The organism is Vibrio sp. H11 (assembly GCF_004804295.1).
Classification (GTDB): Bacteria; Pseudomonadota; Gammaproteobacteria; order Enterobacterales; family Vibrionaceae; genus Vibrio; species Vibrio ostreae.
Genome location: NZ_SSHN01000008.1, coordinates 83,187 through 99,214, shown reverse-complemented (window position 1 = coordinate 99,214; position 16,028 = coordinate 83,187). Strand labels below are relative to the sequence as shown.

Genomic DNA, 16,028 nt, shown 5'->3' with positions numbered 1-16,028 from the left:
TTTTTGCTATAGATACCCGCCTTAAATTGACTGCTCTCGCAGTTGACTAGGTGTTAGTAGGAGATGCTGTATGCAAGAGTCCAAAAAGAAAACGCTAGGCATCCTAGCCATTGCAGGTGTTGAGCCGTATCAGGAAAAACCAGGTGAAGAGTACATGTCACCTGAGCAGATCGCTCATTTTACAAAAATTTTAGAAGCCTGGCGTAACCAGCTGCGGGCAGAAGTTGATCGTACTGTACACCATATGCAGGATGAAGCAGCCAACTTCCCGGATCCGGTTGACCGCGCTTCTCAGGAAGAAGAATTCAGCCTTGAACTGCGCAACCGTGACCGTGAGCGTCGTTTGATTAAGAAAATCGAGAAGACCTTAGACAAGATCAAAGAAGAAGATTTTGGCTTTTGTGAATCTTGTGGGGTAGAAATCGGCGTACGTCGCCTGGAAGCTCGCCCGACCGCTGACCTGTGTATTGACTGTAAGACACTTGCAGAAATCAAAGAAAAGCAGATGCTGGGTTAATCCCCATCGAATGATAAAAAGGGAGCAGATTGCTCCCTTTTTATTTGTACGCACCCCACCCGGTGCGCATAATGGTGCTACGCTTGCACTTTGGGTTACACTAACCCGGTTTTATTACCAAGATATTCAACACTATGAGTTATATCGGTCGCTTTGCCCCTTCTCCCTCAGGCCCCCTGCACTTCGGCTCACTGATTGCCGCGCTGGGGAGCTATTTCCAGGCCAAATCCCGCAACGGACAGTGGCTGGTACGGATAGAGGATTTGGACCCGCCACGTGAGATGCCGGGAGCCGCTGACTGGATCCTGCACGCACTTGATGCCTACGGTCTGCACTGGGACGGCGAAGTGGTCTATCAAAGCCAGCGCCATGACTTATATCAGGCGCAAATCGACGCTTGGCTGACTAGCGGCCAGGCCTATGCCTGTCAGTGTACCCGTAAGCAAATCAAAGCGGCGGGCGGTTTTTATCCCGGGACCTGTCGTAACAAAGCGTTGTCAATCAACGCGGAGTGTGCCATCCGGCTACGTATGGATAGTCCGGTGTTCGCATTTCATGATATCAAACACGGCGAGATTGCGATTCAAGCCGAACTGGCGCAGGAAGATTTCATCATCAAACGTCGTGACGGCCTGTTCGCCTACAATCTGGCCGTGGTACTGGATGATATCGATCAAGGCGTGACCGAAGTGGTACGCGGTGCCGATCTGATTGAACCGACCGGACGGCAAATCAGCTTGTATCACACTTTAAAACAAAACCCGGTCAGTTACTTACATTTGCCTTTGGCACTCGATGACAACGGGAATAAACTCTCCAAGCAGAATCACGCACCCGCCATAGATCCGGCCGCACCCAAACCGGCACTTTTGGCGGCAATGCGTTTTTTAGGCTTTGATATTCCAGAAGATTTCATGGATAGCAGTGTCGAGGCGATCATCCTTTGGGGATGTCAGCACTGGCAGGTTGCACAACTGCCCACAGCGACCCAGATCACAGCGCGATTCTCAAATGGCGCTGTGTAAGCTATTATTAGCCGCAAATTCGGCCCGTTTAAGCCAGCGCAGGTGCAGAAAACGCTTGAATAGGCAACACCAATCAATGTCAGATGCACATGAATAACAACGATTTAGAACCAAGCAAACAACGCGTATACCCAGAGCTCGCTCTGAATATTATTACGCGCCAGGATCACAATGTCTCGCGTGAGCAGATCAGCGAGAATGCGCTAAAAGTGTTGTACCGTCTTCATGGTGCAGGCTTTGAGGCGTATCTGGTCGGTGGCGGCGTGCGTGACTTACTGCTGGGCGGTAAGCCCAAAGATTTCGATGTCGCCACCAATGCGACGCCGGAGCAAATTCGTCAGCTGTTTCGCAACTGCCGGCTGATTGGCCGTCGCTTCCGTCTCGCCCACATTATGTTCGGGCGTGACATCATTGAAGTGGCGACCTTCCGTGGCCATCACCAGGAAAACAACAAGCAGCTCGCTTCGCAGTCTGAAGCCGGCATGTTGCTGCGTGACAACGTCTACGGCACCATCGATGAAGATGCCGAGCGCCGAGATTTCACCATCAATGCCATGTACTACAACATCGCCGATTACAGCATTCACGATTATGCGGGTGGCCGGGAAGACATGGAAGACAAGCTGGTGCGCCTGATTGGCGATCCGGAGACCCGCTATCGCGAGGATCCGGTGCGGATGCTGCGTGCCATCCGCTTTGCCGTCAAACTCGATTTCGACATCGAAGAAGAGACCGCGGCGCCAATTGAACATCTGGCTCCGCTGCTGCGCGATATTCCGGCTGCGCGTCTGTATGAAGAGTCGCTGAAAATGCTGCAATCCGGATACGGCCTGGAAACGTATCACCTGATGCGTGAATATGACCTGTTCCAGCAGCTGTTTCCGACCATAGCGCAGTATTTTAGCGAAGAGTACGACTCCCAGACCGAGCTGATGCTGGATCTGGCGCTGGATTCCACTGATCAGCGCATTGAAGAAGGCAAACGGATCAATCCGGCCTTCATGTTTGCCGCCATGCTGTGGTATCCGATGATGGAGCAGGCCAAAGAGCTGATGCACAGCCACAACTTCAACGATTACGATGCGGTGATGGAAGCCAGCAACCGCATCCTAGATGAAGTGGTAAAACGCATCGCGATTCCGCGTCGCCACACGGCAACAATCCGTGAAATCTGGCAATTGCAACTGCGTCTGCCACGCCGCACCGGTAAGCGCGCGTTCCGTCTGATGGAGCTGAATAAATTCCGCGCCGGCTTCGATTTTCTTGAGATGCGCGGCGAAGTGGAAGGCGGTGAAACCAAACAACTGGCTGACTGGTGGGAAACCTTCCAGACAGCAGGGCGCAATATGCGCCAGGCGATGGTGACGGATCTCGATGGCACAACAGCCACAGGCAAACCGAGTTCGCGCCGTCGTCGCTCTCCACGTAAGAAAAAGAGTAAAACCTCGTCATGATCACAGCGTATATCGCCGTAGGCAGTAACCTAAGTGACCCGGTGGCCCAGGCCAAACAAGCCATTGAAGCACTGAAATCTGTCCCGAAGTCGCGTTTTATCGCGACTTCGTCGCTGTATAGCAGCACCCCGATGGGGCCACAGGACCAGCCGGATTACATTAATGCGGTCGTCGCCATCGAAACCGACTTAACCCCGCTGGAGCTGTTAGATTGCACCCAGGCAATCGAACAGGAACACGGGCGAGTTCGTAAAGCCGAACGTTGGGGGCCACGTACCCTCGACCTGGATATCGTGCTGTACGGCAATGAGGTGATTGAGTCCGAGCGACTTATCGTGCCTCATTACGGTATGAAAGTGCGTGAATTTGTACTTTACCCGCTCGCAGAAATCGCACCCAATTTACAACTCCCTGATGGGACTGGGCTGAGCGAACTGTTAATCACAGTGCCGCGTAACGGGCTCAGTATTTGGCATGCGCCAACTCCTGGTAAGGACAACAAATGAAAAAAATTACCATTAATGACCTGATGCAATGGAAACAGGAAGGGCGTAAATTCCCGACCTCGACCGCTTACGACGCCAGTTTCGCCCAGCTGTTTGAAAGCCAGGAGATGCCGGTTCTGTTGGTCGGTGACTCTCTGGGTATGGTGTTACAAGGCCAAAGCGACACCTTGCCGGTCACAGTAGAAGATATCGTGTATCACACCCGCTGTGTGCGAGCCGGCAGCCCGAACTGCCTGCTGATGGCCGACATGCCCTTTATGAGCTACGCCACGCCGGAGCAGGCGTGTGAAAACGCGGCGAAAATCGTTCGTGCCGGGGCCAACATGGTGAAGATCGAAGGTGGTGACTGGCTGGTCGACACAGTGAAAATGTTGACCGAGCGCGCGATTCCAGTCTGTGCCCATCTGGGCCTGACTCCGCAATCGGTGAACATTTTTGGCGGCTACAAGGTTCAGGGCCGTGAACAGGATAAAGCCGATCGCATGGTCAAAGATGCGCTGGCGCTGCAAGAAGCCGGTGCCCAGATCATTCTGCTGGAATGTGTTCCGGCGTCGCTGGCACAACGCATTACCCAGTTACTTGATGTGCCGGTGATCGGTATTGGTGCAGGTAATGTTACCGATGGCCAGATTCTGGTCATGCACGATATGTTTGGTATCTCGGCTAACTACATGCCGAAATTCTCGAAAAACTTTCTCGCAGAAACAGGGGATATGCGAAAGGCTGTAGCGAAATACATGGATGATGTGACGCGCGGTGCTTTCCCTGACGATGCACATACTATCGCCTAAAGGAGTTAATCATGCAGACTTTTGCTGACATTTCCGCTCTGCGCGAGCAGATCAAACAGTATAAGCGTGATGATCGCCGGATCGCATTTGTTCCGACGATGGGCAATTTGCACGAAGGCCACCTGACGCTGGTGCGCAAAGCACGTGAACTGGCCGATGTGGTTGTGGTGAGTATTTTTGTCAACCCGATGCAGTTTGAACGGGCCGATGATCTCAACAACTATCCTCGTACCCTGGACGACGACCTGAGCAAACTCAATGCTGCCGGAGTCGATCTGGTGTTTACCCCGACGCCGGACATCATGTATCCGTACGGCCTGGATAAACAGACGTTTGTTGAAGTACCTGGTTTATCGCACATGCTGGAAGGCGCTTCGCGTCCAGGTCACTTCCGTGGCGTGGCGACGATCGTCACTAAGCTGTTCAACATCGTGCAGCCGAATGTGGCCTGCTTCGGCGAAAAAGATTATCAGCAGTTGGCGGTGATTCGCCAGATGGTGGACGATCTGTGCCTCAATCTCGAGATCGTTGGTGTACCCACCGTACGTGAGATGGATGGCCTGGCAATGAGTTCGCGCAATAACCTGCTGACTCTGGATGAGCGCCAGCGCGCACCGGTTCTGGCGCGCACCATGCGCTGGATCAGCAGCGCGATTCGCGGCGGCCGGGTTGATTACAGCTCGATTGTGGAAGATGCGATCGATCAGCTGCGCGCAGCGGATCTGGAGCCGGATGAAATTTTCATCCGCGACGCCCGTACCCTGCTGCCAATCTCAGCCGACAGCAAACAGGCGGTGATCCTGATGTCGGCTTTCCTCGGTAAAGTACGTCTGATCGATAATCAGATGGTGGATCTCAGTGAAGCCAAAGCCTCCTCTGAAGAAGAGTAACACGCTGCGCCGGATACAAAAAAGGTCAACCGAGGTTGACCTTTTTTATTGCTCAAAACACGTGCGCTTTAACTGCGTAACCCGCGCCCTTTGCTGACCAGGTAATGAGCCACCGCATACAGCAGTACCACAAACACGCCCAACACGCTGAACGAGGTGGTAATATCCACATCGGAGACGCCCAAAAAGCCGTAACGGAACGCGTTGACCATATAGACAATCGGGTTGATCTTCGACACCACCTGCCACACATCAGGCAACAGACTGATGGAGTAAAACACCCCACCGAGATAGGTCAGCGGTGTCAGTACAAAGGTCGGAATGATGGAGATATCATCAAACGAGCGGGCAAACACAGCATTGATCAGACCGCCCAAAGCAAACACCACAGAGGTCAGGAACACGGTCGCTGTGATGATGCCCCAGTGATCGACACTAAGATCAACGAAAAACAGCGATACAAAGGTCACCATAGCACCGACCAGCAGGCCACGCGCCACTCCACCCATCACATAGCCACCAATGATGACGTAGTTAGGCACCGGCGCAACCAGCAACTCTTCAATGTTCTTCTGGAACTTAGCGCTGAAAAACGACGAGGCAACATTGGAATACGAGTTGGTGATCACCGACATCATAATCAGACCGGGCACGATGTATTCCATGTAAGTGAAGCCGTTCATCTCACCGATACGTGAGCCGATCAGATTGCCAAAAATGATGAAATACAGGCTCATGGTAATCGCCGGCGGTACCAGGGTCTGCACCCAGATACGGGTAAAACGCTTGATCTCTTTGCGCAGCAGGCTGCGAAACGCCGTCCAGTAAATCTGATACATACTATGATTACCCCTCACTCTGCTGGCGTACGATGCTGACAAACAGCTCTTCAAGACGGTTGGCCTTGTTACGCATCGACATCACATTGATGCCCATCTGCGACAACTGGGCAAACACGTGATTCATGCCCTGGGTTTTCGCCAACTCAATCTCCAGTGAACCTTCAACCACACGCTGCGACACCACATCCTGCAGAGTTTGCAGTTTGCTTTCATCGTCGATATCAAGAATGAAGGTTTCAACCTGTAACTTACCCAGTAACGCTTTCATAGTGGTATTTTCAATCAGTTCACCGCGGTTAATGATACCGATGTGGCGACACAGCATTTCCGCTTCTTCGAGGTAGTGAGTGGTCAGAATAATGGTAATGCCCTGCTGGTTGATTTTCTTGAGAAACTCCCACATTGAGCGGCGCAGTTCAATATCCACCCCGGCAGTCGGTTCATCAAGGATCAGCAGTTGCGGCTCATGCATCAGCGCACGGGCAATCATCAGACGGCGTTTCATCCCGCCCGACAGATTACGCGCCCGCTCTTTACGTTTTTCCCACAGGTCGAGCTGAGTCAGGTACTTTTCCGCCCGCTCTTTGGCCAGAGTGCGTGACACGCCGTAATAACCGGCTTGTTGCATCACGATCTGCTCCACCGTTTCAAACGGATTAAAGTTAAATTCTTGCGGTACCAGACCAAGATGCTGCTTGGCCTGCTCCAGATGGGTATCAATATTGTGACCAAACACCTTCACACCACCGGAGGTCTTGTTAACCAGAGAGGAAATGATACCGATAGTGGTCGATTTACCCGCCCCGTTTGGGCCGAGCAGGGCGTAAAAGTCACCTTTACTGACTTTCAGACTGACGCCCTTGAGTGCTTCAAAACCACCGGCATAGGTTTTGCGCAGCTCTTCTATCTCTAATGCGTACATAGCAGACTAAAAACTCTTTGTGTTCGAACATCCTAGATGTGCTGTTGAGCAGGATGATTTTCAACCCTGCCCGGGAAATAGATTACGGGCATTACACTGCAAACTGGCAGTACATCCCACGTAATCTTCTGTTTTACCAATCATTCGTTGCAAAATTTGCGCTTCCTTTCACTGCTCAGATGAGTACTCTGGAGGGAAATTTGTCAGAGCTTGCCTGTGCGACTTTGTGTATAGTTGGCCAGCCTGCAATCTGATATCAGAACGCGTTGTTGTGCCTATAATAAAACAGGTGTGCTGAGATAACAGGGCAATTCATAAAGGGAAGTAAAATGCCAGAGATTAAACAACTATTCGACAACAACTCTAAGTGGTCAGAGTCGATCAAAGCCGAAAGACCTGAATACTTCAGACAGTTAGCCGAAGGACAAAACCCCGACTTTCTATGGATTGGTTGCTCTGACAGCCGCGTCCCTGCTGAACGACTCACCGGCCTGTATTCCGGCGAACTGTTTGTCCACCGCAATGTGGCCAACCAGGTCATTCATACCGACCTCAACTGCCTGTCAGTGGTTCAGTATGCGGTTGACGTACTTAAAGTCAAACACATCATCATCTGTGGCCATTACGGCTGTGGTGGCGTAACGGCTTCGATTGACAACCCGCAACTGGGGCTTATCAACAACTGGCTACTGCATATTCGCGATCTGTATTTCAAGCACCGCACTTACCTCGACCAGATGCCTGCCGAAGACCGTTCAGACAAACTGGCTGAAATTAACGTCGCGGAACAGGTGTATAACCTGGGTAACTCGACCATCTTACAGAATGCCTGGCAACGTGGCCAGGATGTCGAGCTGCACGGCGTGGTATACGGGATCGGCGATGGCCGGCTGGAATACTTAGGCGTGCGCTGTCACAGTCGCGAAGGCATTGATGACAGCTACAATCAGTCGATGGCGAAAATTTTGAATCCGCAGCACAAGCTGCTGTGTCGCTGAACGGGTTCTTTCTACCACAGAGACAACAATGCCCACTGAAAGTGGGCATTGTTCGCTTTATTCAGCCTTCCTGCGGAATGACCTTGCCAATAAATGGCAGATGACGATATTTCTGCGCGTAGTCGATACCAACACCAACCACGAACTCGTCCGGGATCTCAAAACCAATCCACTTCACATCAACATTCACTTCACGGCGTGACGGCTTATCGAGCAGCGTACAGATCTGAATTGATTTCGGCGCGCGCAGTGACAAAATCTCTTTCACTTTATTTAACGTATTACCGGTGTCGATAATGTCTTCGACCAGCAGGACATCCTTGCCTTTGATGTCGTCATCCAGATCTTTCAGGATACGCACATCGCGTGAACTTTCCATGGTATTGCCATAGCTCGACGCTGTCATAAAGTCGACCTGATGGGTCAAGTTGATCGCACGGGCCAGATCCGCCATAAATACGAAAGAACCACGTAGCAGGCCGACCAGAACCAGGTCTTCGCTGCCCTGATAGTGCTCAGTGATCTGCTGACCAAGCGTGCGAACACGTTCCTGAACTTCTTGTTCAGAAATCATTACTTCAACTGTGTGTTTCATACCAATCTCGTTTTGTTGATGCGACCCCAATCTGGAAAGGCAATTTGCCGCGTCGCTGAATCATTCGCTGCGTATAGTAACACCGCAGACAGTGGGTGTTAACCTCTGCTCAGCGCCAACCCGTATCGACTTCCCCACCCTATGCGCGATAGCCGTTCGTGGTCGTAGCCACTCACAACCCGCTCACTTAGCGTGCATAAAGCGCACAACCTGACTCACAAATATACAATTAGTTGCATTTTAGTGAGAATTTAATCCATTTAAACGTCTTGAATTTAAAAAGATTTAATAGATTTGAACATTTTTTAGTCACAAAACGTTGACCTAAATCATATGCACCATTACACTCATAGGGCTAACCAAGCAATTAACAATATAATCATTAGCGTTTACTAAAAAACGCAGCTAACAACCATTGGCAAGGAAATAAAATTATGGACGCATCTATCGAGAAACGCCCCAGAACCAGGCTTTCCCCGCAAAAACGTAAACTGCAATTAATGGAAATTGCACTGGAGGTTTTTGCTAATCGTGGGATTGGTCGAGGCGGTCACGCCGATATCGCAGAAATCGCTCAGGTTTCTGTCGCTACTGTGTTTAACTACTTCCCGACTCGCGAAGATTTGGTCGATGACGTGCTCACTTATGTAGTACGCCAGTTTTCCAACTTCCTCACTGACAACATCGATCTCGATGCTCACGCTAAAGAAAATCTTGGCAACATCACCGAGCAGATGGTCAAACTGGCAATCGATGATTGCCACTGGCTGAAAGTGTGGTTTGAGTGGAGTGCTTCGACCCGTGATGAAGTGTGGCCGCTGTTTGTCTCCAGCAACCGCACCAACCAGCTGCTGCTGAAAAACATGTTTGCCAAGGCGATTGAGCGTGGTGAAGTGTGTGACCAGCATGACTCTGAAGATCTGGCCACCCTGTTTCATGGTGTTTGCTACTCACTGTTCGTACAGGCAAATCGTGTGCGTGATGAAGGTCAGGTGCTTAAGCTGGTGCAAAGCTATCTCGACATGCTGTGTATCTACAAAGAGCAGTAACCTTGTGCCGATAAGCGGATAAAAAATAGCGCCTGCAGGCGCTATTTTTTTGTCTGTTTTTCCGGCTGACCCGCTCCCCTCCAGGCAGCGCGACAGACACAAAAAAGCCGCTGACAGAATCAGCGGCTTTGTCTATCTGCGTGACGAGATATCGTCAGCCGAAGCCAAAAGAATTACTTTTTCTTTTTCGCTTTTGCGTTTGGCAGGTCAGTGATGGTACCTTCAAACACTTCTGATGCCAGACCCACAGACTCATGCAGAGTCGGGTGAGCGTGGATAGTCAGAGCGATGTCTTCAGCATCACAACCCATCTCGATCGCCAGACCGATTTCACCCAGCAGTTCACCACCGTTAGTACCTACGATAGCACCACCGATAACGCGGTGAGTCTCTTTATCGAAGATCAGTTTGGTCATACCGTCTGAGCAGTCAGATGCGATAGCACGGCCAGATGCAGCCCATGGGAAAGTCGCTACTTCGTAGTTCAGACCTTCTGCTTTCGCTTCTTTCTCAGTCTTACCAACCCAAGCCACTTCTGGCTCAGTGTAAGCAATTGAAGGAATAACTTTAGGATCGAAGTAGTGTTTCTTACCAGCAATCACTTCTGCTGCTACGTGACCTTCGTGCACACCTTTGTGCGCCAGCATTGGCTGACCTACGATATCACCGATAGCGAAGATGTGTGGTACGTTGGTGCGCATTTGCTTATCAACGTTGATGAAACCACGCTCATCCACTTCCAGACCTGCTTTCTCAGCTTCCAGTAGTTTGCCGTTTGGCACACGACCGATTGCCACAAGTACTGCGTCGTAACGCTCAGCTTCAGCCGGCGCTTTCTTGCCTTCCATTGAAACGTAGATACCGTCTTCTTTCGCTTCAACTGCAGTAACTTTAGTTTCCAGCATCAGGTTAAATTTCTTCGCGATACGCTTAGTGAAGACTTTAACGATGTCTTTATCTGCCGCCGGGATAACCTGGTCGAACATTTCAACCACGTCGATTTGAGAACCCAGTGCGTGGTAAACCGTACCCATTTCCAGGCCGATGATACCGCCACCCATGATCAGCAGTTTTTGTGGTACTTCTTTCAGTTCCAGTGCGTCAGTTGAGTCCCAGATACGTGGGTCTTCATGTGGAATGAAAGGCAGTTCGATAGGACGAGAACCTGCAGCTACGATAGCGTTGTCGAAGTTAACAACGGTAGTACCGTCTTCGCCGGTCACTTCGATAGAGTTAGGACCAGTAAATTTACCCAGGCCGTTCACTACGTTAACTTTACGCATCTTAGCCATACCGCCAAGACCGCCAGTCAGCTGGTTGATTACTTTTTCTTTCCACAGACGGATCTTGTCGATGTCCGTTTGTGGTTCGCCAAACACGATACCGTGCTCAGCCAGCGCTTTCGCTTCTTCGATAACTTTCGCTACGTGCAGCAACGCTTTCGACGGGATACAACCCACGTTTAGACAGACACCACCCAGAGTGTTGTAACGTTCGATAAGTACAGTATCCAGACCTAAGTCTGCACAACGGAATGCAGCGGAGTAACCAGCAGGACCGGCACCTAGCACTACAACCTGGGCTTTAATTTCTTTGCTCATTTCGACCTCTTGTAGTCAATATCCCTAACAGGCTATGGGTGTTTTATCTATTTGTTTTGTTTGTTAAACGAATGACTTAAACGACTATTTTTCAGACCGCAACAGTTTACAGAGATGTTAAAGGTGTGAAAAGTAAATCCATGTAGCCTGTGAGCTAGACGACAATTCAACGGGAAAAAATTTTTCCATCATTAAATTGCAAGACAATGCTTAAACCAAGGCGGCTATAACAGCCGCCTTATTTTATTTGAACGCGATTACAGAACCAGACGACGAATGTCGCTCAGGCAACCGTTCAAGTAAGTGATGAAGCGTGCACCTTCTGCACCATCGATCACGCGGTGATCGTAAGACAGAGACAGTGGCAGTTGCAGACGTGGCGCGAACTCTTTGCCGTTCCATACTGGCTTCATTTCTGACTTAGACACACCCAGAATACCCACTTCTGGCGCGTTTACGATTGGCGTAAACGCAGTACCGCCGATACCACCCAGACTTGAGATGGTGAAACAGCCGCCTTGCATATCTGCCGCAGTCAGTTTACCTGAACGTGCTTTCTTAGACACTTGAGCCAGCTCTTCAGACAGCTCGTAGATGCCTTTCTTGTTCACGTCTTTGAATACAGGAACAACCAGACCGTTTGGTGTATCTACCGCGATACCGATGTTCACGTATTTCTTCAGGATCAGGCTCTCACCGTCTTCAGACAGAGAAGAGTTGAACGCCGGGAACGCTTCCAGTGCTTTAGCAGCCGCTTTCATGATGAACACCAGTGGCGTGATCTTCATGCCAGTGTCTTTCTTCGCTTCGATTGCGTTCTGCTCTTTACGGAAAGCTTCCAGTTCAGTGATATCTGCGTTATCCCACTGAGTAACGTGCGGGATCATTACCCAGTTACGGTGTAGGTTAGCACCAGAAATCTTCTTAATACGAGACAGTGGTTGCAGTTCTGTTTCGCCGAACTTGCTGAAGTCCACTTTTGGCCAAGGAAGCAGGCCAAGAGCTGCACCGTCACCTTTGCCAGATGCTGCTGCACCTGCGCCAGATTCCAGACGTTTCAGCGCTTCTTTCACGTAGTTCTGTACGTCTTCTTTCAGGATACGGCTCTTACGACCAGTACCTTTAACCTTCGCCAGGTTAACGCCGAACTCACGAGCCAGGCGACGCACAACAGGAGACGCGTGTGAGTACTCGTTGTTTTCCTGGAAATCGCCAGTTGCTGCCGGAGCTGCTGCTTTTGGCGCTTCAGCTTTTGGTGCCGCTGCTGCCGGAGCCGCGGCCTGTGCTGGCGCTGCCGCCGGAGCTGCACCTGCCACCGGAGTGCCGGCCACTTCAAACACCATGATCAGTGAGCCGGTTGACACTTTGTCACCCGCTGCGATCTTGATTTCTTTAACGGTACCTGCGAATGGTGCTGGTACTTCCATTGAAGCTTTGTCGCCTTCTACGGTGATCAGAGATTGCTCTTCTGTCACTGTGTCGCCAACTGCAACCATGATTTCGGTCACTTCAACTTCGTCACCGCCGATATCCGGAACATTCACTTCTTTTGCTGCTGAAGCGGCTGGTGCTGCTGCAACTGGTGCCGCCGCTGCAGCCGGAGCCGCTGCCGGAGCGCCAGAACCCGCGACTTCGAATACCATGATCAGTGAGCCAGTCGATACTTTATCGCCAGCAGCCACTTTCAGCTCTTTCAGAGTACCGGCAAATGGTGCTGGTACTTCCATTGAAGCTTTGTCGCCTTCAACAGTGATCAGAGACTGTTCTTCAGTGATGCTGTCGCCAACTGCAACCATGATTTCAGTGACTTCAACTTCATCACCACCGATATCAGGTACGTGAACTTCTTTCAACTCACTTGCAGCAGAAGGGGCCGCTGCTGCAGGTGCAACTGCCGCAGGAGCAGCAGCTGCTGCACCTTCGGCTTCGAAAATCATGATTAGAGAGCCAGTAGAAACTTTGTCGCCAGCCACTACTTTGATCTCTTTTACGATACCCGCTTGAGACGCAGGTACTTCCATAGAAGCCTTATCGCCTTCTACAGTGATCAAAGACTGTTCTTCTTCTACCTTGTCACCAACGCTTACCAGAATCTCGGTAACTTCAACCTCATCCGCACCGATGTCTGGTACATTAATTTCGATTGCCATTGCTTTTCCTACCTTAATTAAGCGTATAGTGGGTTTGTTTTTTCAGTGTCGATGTCGAACTTCTTGATAGCTTCCGCTACGACAGATTTCTCAACATCGCCACGTTTAGCCAGTTCGCTCAGCGCTGCAACAACTACGTAACCTGCGTTCACTTCGAAGTGACGACGTAGGTTTTCACGGCTGTCTGAACGGCCAAAGCCGTCAGTACCCAGAACTTTGTAAGATTCAGCAGGTACGAAGGCACGAACCTGGTCTGCATAGTTCTTCATGTAGTCAGTTGCTGCGATAGCAGGCTCAGTACCCATTACGCTTGCAATGTATGGTACTTTCGCTTCTGCTTCAGGGTGCAGCATGTTGTAACGCTCTGCGTCCTGACCATCACGAGTCAGTTCGTTGAAAGAGGTGACTGAGTAAACATCAGAAGCGATGCCGTACTCTTCGCTCAGGATCACTGCCGCTTTACGTACTTCGTTCATGATAGTACCAGAGCTTAGCAGCTGAACTTTACCTTTCGAACCAGCCAGAGTTTCCAGCTTGTAGATACCCTTACGGATACCTTCTTCCGCGCCTTCAGGCATTGCCGGATGCGCGTAGTTTTCGTTCATCAGGGTCAGGTAGTAGAACACGTTCTGCTGTTCACCGTACATGCGACGGATACCGTCTTGCATGATTACCGCCACTTCGTATGCGAAAGTCGGGTCGTAAGAGATACAGTTTGGAATCGTGTTTGCCTGAATGTGTGAGTGGCCATCTTCGTGCTGCAGACCTTCACCGTTCAGAGTTGTACGACCTGCCGTTGCACCCAGCAGGAAGCCACGTGCTTGTTGGTCGCCCGCCATCCACGCCATGTCGCCAACACGTTGGAAACCGAACATAGAGTAGTAGATGTAGAACGGGATCATTGGCAGGTTGTTGGTGCTGTAAGACGTCGCAGCTGCAACCCAAGATGACATTGCACCCAGTTCGTTGATACCTTCCTGCAGTACCTGACCCGCAGTGTCTTCTTTGTAGTAAGACACAACGCCACGGTCTTCAGGAGTGTAAGTCTGACCGTGTGGGTTGTAGATACCGATTTGACGGAACAGACCTTCCATACCGAAAGTACGCGCTTCGTCAGCAATGATAGGAACGATGTTCTTACCAATGTTCTTGTTCTTCAGCAGGATGTTCAGTGCACGAACGTAGGCCATAGTTGAAGAGATTTCACGCTTCTGCTCTTCCAGCAGAGGTTTGAACTCTTCCAGCTCAGGAGCGATGAACTCTTGAGTGAAGTTAGGCAGACGCTGTGGCGTGTAACCGTGCAGCGCTTTACGACGAGCGTGCAGGTATTCGAATTCTTTCGAACCTTCTTCCAGTTGCAGGTAAGGCAGGTTGTTCACTTCTTCGTCAGAAATCAGATCTTGCAGACCCAGACGGTTACGCATCGCAACAACGTGCGTCATATCCATCTTCTTAACCTGGTGCGCAATGTTCTTACCTTCAGCTGCATCACCCATACCGTAACCTTTAACGGTCTTAGCCAGGATTACAGTTGGTTTGCCTTTGGTGTCTTGCGCGTTCTTGAACGCTGCGTACAGTTTAGAAGACTCGTGACCACCGCGTTTCAGCGCGAAGATCTCGTCGTCAGTCATGTCTGCAACCAGAGCAGCTGTTTCTGGGTATTTACCGAAGAAGTGCTCACGTACGTAAGCGCCGTCTTTAGACTTGAATGTCTGGTAGTCGCCATCGATGGTTTCGTTCATCAGCTGCAGCAGTTTACCTGTGGTATCTTTCGCCAGCAGTGAATCCCAGTTGTTGCCCCAGATAACTTTAACAACGTTCCAGCCAGCACCTTTGAACAGACCTTCCAGTTCCTGGATGATCTTGCCGTTACCCATTACCGGGCCGTCCAGACGCTGCAGGTTACAGTTGATCAGGAAGCACAGGTTGTCCAGTTTCTCACGCGCAGCGAAAGAAATTGCACCACGTGATTCCGGCTCATCCATCTCACCGTCACCCAGGAATGCGTATACGCGCTGAGCTGAAGTATCTTTCATGCCACGGCCTTCCAGGTATTTCAGGAAGCGAGCTTGGTAGATAGAAGCGATTGGACCCAGACCCATAGATACGGTCGGGAACTGCCAGAATTCAGGCATGAGTTTAGGGTGTGGGTATGAAGGAATACCTTTGCCATCCACTTCCTGACGGAAGTTGTCCAGCTGTTCTGCAGTCAGACGACCTTCAACGAATGCACGTGCGTAGATACCCGGTGAGATGTGACCTTGGTAGTAAACCAGGTCGCCACCGTCAGTTTCGTTCGGCGCGCGGAAGAAGTGGTTAAAACATGTTTCGTAGAAAGCAGCAGATGACTGGAATGATGCCATGTGGCCACCCAGTTCAAGGTCTTTCTTCGATGCACGAAGCACGATCATGATCGCGTTCCAGCGGATGATAGAGCGGATACGACGCTCCAGTGTTGTGTCACCCGGGTAAGCAGGCTCTTGTGCTGCAGGGATGGTGTTGATGTAGTTGGTAGTGATACCAGTTGGCATATCAACGCCATCTAAACGTGCTTTTTCCAGAACTTCTTCAAGTAGGAACTGGGCACGTTCTACGCCTTCTTCACGTACAACTGACTCAAGCGCGGCTAACCACTCCTGAGTTTCCAGTGCATCTACGTCATGCTTCATGTCAGACATGGCGATCTAT

Annotated in this window: 14 protein-coding genes; 8 read left to right on the top strand and 6 right to left on the bottom strand. The window is 50.7% G+C overall.

The annotated features are described in order from the left end of the window. The first annotated feature begins 70 nt into the window (after positions 1–70). From dksA to panC, 6 genes are all read left to right on the top strand, one after another. Positions 71–517 (top strand): RNA polymerase-binding protein DksA, encoded by a 447-nt coding sequence (gene dksA, locus E6C74_RS13695; protein ID WP_136486136.1) that lies wholly within the window; start codon positions 71–73, stop codon positions 515–517. Between the two features lie 134 nt (positions 518–651). Then, entirely contained in the window at positions 652–1,542 is an 891-nt protein-coding gene (gene gluQRS / locus E6C74_RS13690; protein WP_136486134.1) for a tRNA glutamyl-Q(34) synthetase GluQRS, read from the top strand. Positions 1,543–1,631: 89 nt separating this feature from the next. After that, the gene (gene pcnB, locus E6C74_RS13685; protein ID WP_136486132.1) at positions 1,632–2,996 is read left to right on the top strand and encodes a polynucleotide adenylyltransferase PcnB; all 1,365 of its coding nucleotides are present in this window, start codon (positions 1,632–1,634) and stop codon (positions 2,994–2,996) included. Further along, entirely contained in the window at positions 2,993–3,502 is a 510-nt protein-coding gene (gene folK, locus E6C74_RS13680; protein ID WP_136486130.1) for a 2-amino-4-hydroxy-6-hydroxymethyldihydropteridine diphosphokinase, read from the top strand. Before pcnB ends, folK begins: the two co-directional genes overlap by 4 nt. After that, positions 3,499–4,293 (top strand): 3-methyl-2-oxobutanoate hydroxymethyltransferase, encoded by a 795-nt coding sequence (gene panB / locus E6C74_RS13675; RefSeq protein WP_136486128.1) that lies wholly within the window; start codon positions 3,499–3,501, stop codon positions 4,291–4,293. Before folK ends, panB begins: the two co-directional genes overlap by 4 nt. 11 nt (positions 4,294–4,304) lie before the next feature. Next, entirely contained in the window at positions 4,305–5,183 is an 879-nt protein-coding gene (panC, locus tag E6C74_RS13670) for a pantoate--beta-alanine ligase (protein ID WP_136486126.1), read from the top strand. A 68-nt stretch (positions 5,184–5,251) separates the two neighbouring features. Here the strand turns inward: panC and E6C74_RS13665 are convergent, their stop codons facing one another. After that, entirely contained in the window at positions 5,252–6,022 is a 771-nt protein-coding gene (locus E6C74_RS13665) for an ABC transporter permease (RefSeq protein WP_136486124.1), read from the bottom strand. Between the two features lie 7 nt (positions 6,023–6,029). Next, positions 6,030–6,947 carry an ABC transporter ATP-binding protein gene (locus E6C74_RS13660; RefSeq protein ID WP_136486122.1) on the bottom strand — a complete coding sequence of 306 codons (918 nt, stop codon included), beginning with the start codon at positions 6,945–6,947 and terminating at the stop codon, positions 6,030–6,032. Positions 6,948–7,276: 329 nt separating this feature from the next. Here E6C74_RS13660 and can point away from each other — a divergent pair, with 329 nt between their 5' ends. Then, the gene (gene can / locus E6C74_RS13655) at positions 7,277–7,945 is read left to right on the top strand and encodes a carbonate dehydratase (RefSeq protein WP_136486120.1); all 669 of its coding nucleotides are present in this window, start codon (positions 7,277–7,279) and stop codon (positions 7,943–7,945) included. Positions 7,946–8,006: 61 nt separating this feature from the next. Here can and hpt read toward each other — a convergent pair whose 3' ends face one another. After that, positions 8,007–8,540 carry a hypoxanthine phosphoribosyltransferase gene (gene hpt, locus E6C74_RS13650; protein WP_136486118.1) on the bottom strand — a complete coding sequence of 178 codons (534 nt, stop codon included), beginning with the start codon at positions 8,538–8,540 and terminating at the stop codon, positions 8,007–8,009. Between the two features lie 434 nt (positions 8,541–8,974). Between hpt and E6C74_RS13645 the strand changes: the two genes are divergently transcribed. Further along, a complete protein-coding gene (locus E6C74_RS13645; protein WP_136486116.1) occupies positions 8,975–9,589 on the top strand; it encodes a LuxR/HapR/OpaR family quorum-sensing transcriptional regulator in 615 nt (204 codons plus the stop codon). 173 nt (positions 9,590–9,762) lie between these two features. Here E6C74_RS13645 and lpdA read toward each other — a convergent pair whose 3' ends face one another. The 3 genes from lpdA to aceE all read right to left on the bottom strand — a co-directional run bounded on the left by lpdA (position 9,763) and on the right by aceE (position 16,018). Continuing rightward, complete coding sequence (gene lpdA / locus E6C74_RS13640) at positions 9,763–11,190, bottom strand: dihydrolipoyl dehydrogenase (protein ID WP_136486114.1); 1,428 nt, start codon at positions 11,188–11,190, stop codon at positions 9,763–9,765. A 257-nt stretch (positions 11,191–11,447) separates the two neighbouring features. Next, positions 11,448–13,340, bottom strand: a complete 1,893-nt coding sequence (gene aceF / locus E6C74_RS13635; protein ID WP_136486113.1) for a pyruvate dehydrogenase complex dihydrolipoyllysine-residue acetyltransferase — start codon at positions 13,338–13,340, stop codon at positions 11,448–11,450. Positions 13,341–13,357: 17 nt separating this feature from the next. Next, positions 13,358–16,018: a pyruvate dehydrogenase (acetyl-transferring), homodimeric type gene (gene aceE, locus E6C74_RS13630; protein WP_136486112.1), complete on the bottom strand. Its 2,661-nt coding sequence runs from the start codon at positions 16,016–16,018 to the stop codon at positions 13,358–13,360. Positions 16,019–16,028 lie beyond the last annotated feature (10 nt).

Coding starts and splice junctions, on each gene's coding strand:
- dksA (WP_136486136.1), top strand. CDS start 71: ATGCAAGAGTCCAAAAAGAAAACGCTAGGCATCCTAGCCATTGCAGGT.
- panB (WP_136486128.1), top strand. CDS start 3,499: ATGAAAAAAATTACCATTAATGACCTGATGCAATGGAAACAGGAAGGG.
- pcnB (WP_136486132.1), top strand. CDS start 1,632: ATGAATAACAACGATTTAGAACCAAGCAAACAACGCGTATACCCAGAG.
- panC (WP_136486126.1), top strand. CDS start 4,305: ATGCAGACTTTTGCTGACATTTCCGCTCTGCGCGAGCAGATCAAACAG.
- can (WP_136486120.1), top strand. CDS start 7,277: ATGCCAGAGATTAAACAACTATTCGACAACAACTCTAAGTGGTCAGAG.
- E6C74_RS13660 (WP_136486122.1), bottom strand. CDS start 6,947: ATGTACGCATTAGAGATAGAAGAGCTGCGCAAAACCTATGCCGGTGGT.
- aceF (WP_136486113.1), bottom strand. CDS start 13,340: ATGGCAATCGAAATTAATGTACCAGACATCGGTGCGGATGAGGTTGAA.
- hpt (WP_136486118.1), bottom strand. CDS start 8,540: ATGAAACACACAGTTGAAGTAATGATTTCTGAACAAGAAGTTCAGGAA.
- lpdA (WP_136486114.1), bottom strand. CDS start 11,190: ATGAGCAAAGAAATTAAAGCCCAGGTTGTAGTGCTAGGTGCCGGTCCT.
- gluQRS (WP_136486134.1), top strand. CDS start 652: ATGAGTTATATCGGTCGCTTTGCCCCTTCTCCCTCAGGCCCCCTGCAC.
- E6C74_RS13665 (WP_136486124.1), bottom strand. CDS start 6,022: ATGTATCAGATTTACTGGACGGCGTTTCGCAGCCTGCTGCGCAAAGAG.
- E6C74_RS13645 (WP_136486116.1), top strand. CDS start 8,975: ATGGACGCATCTATCGAGAAACGCCCCAGAACCAGGCTTTCCCCGCAA.
- aceE (WP_136486112.1), bottom strand. CDS start 16,018: ATGTCTGACATGAAGCATGACGTAGATGCACTGGAAACTCAGGAGTGG.
- folK (WP_136486130.1), top strand. CDS start 2,993: ATGATCACAGCGTATATCGCCGTAGGCAGTAACCTAAGTGACCCGGTG.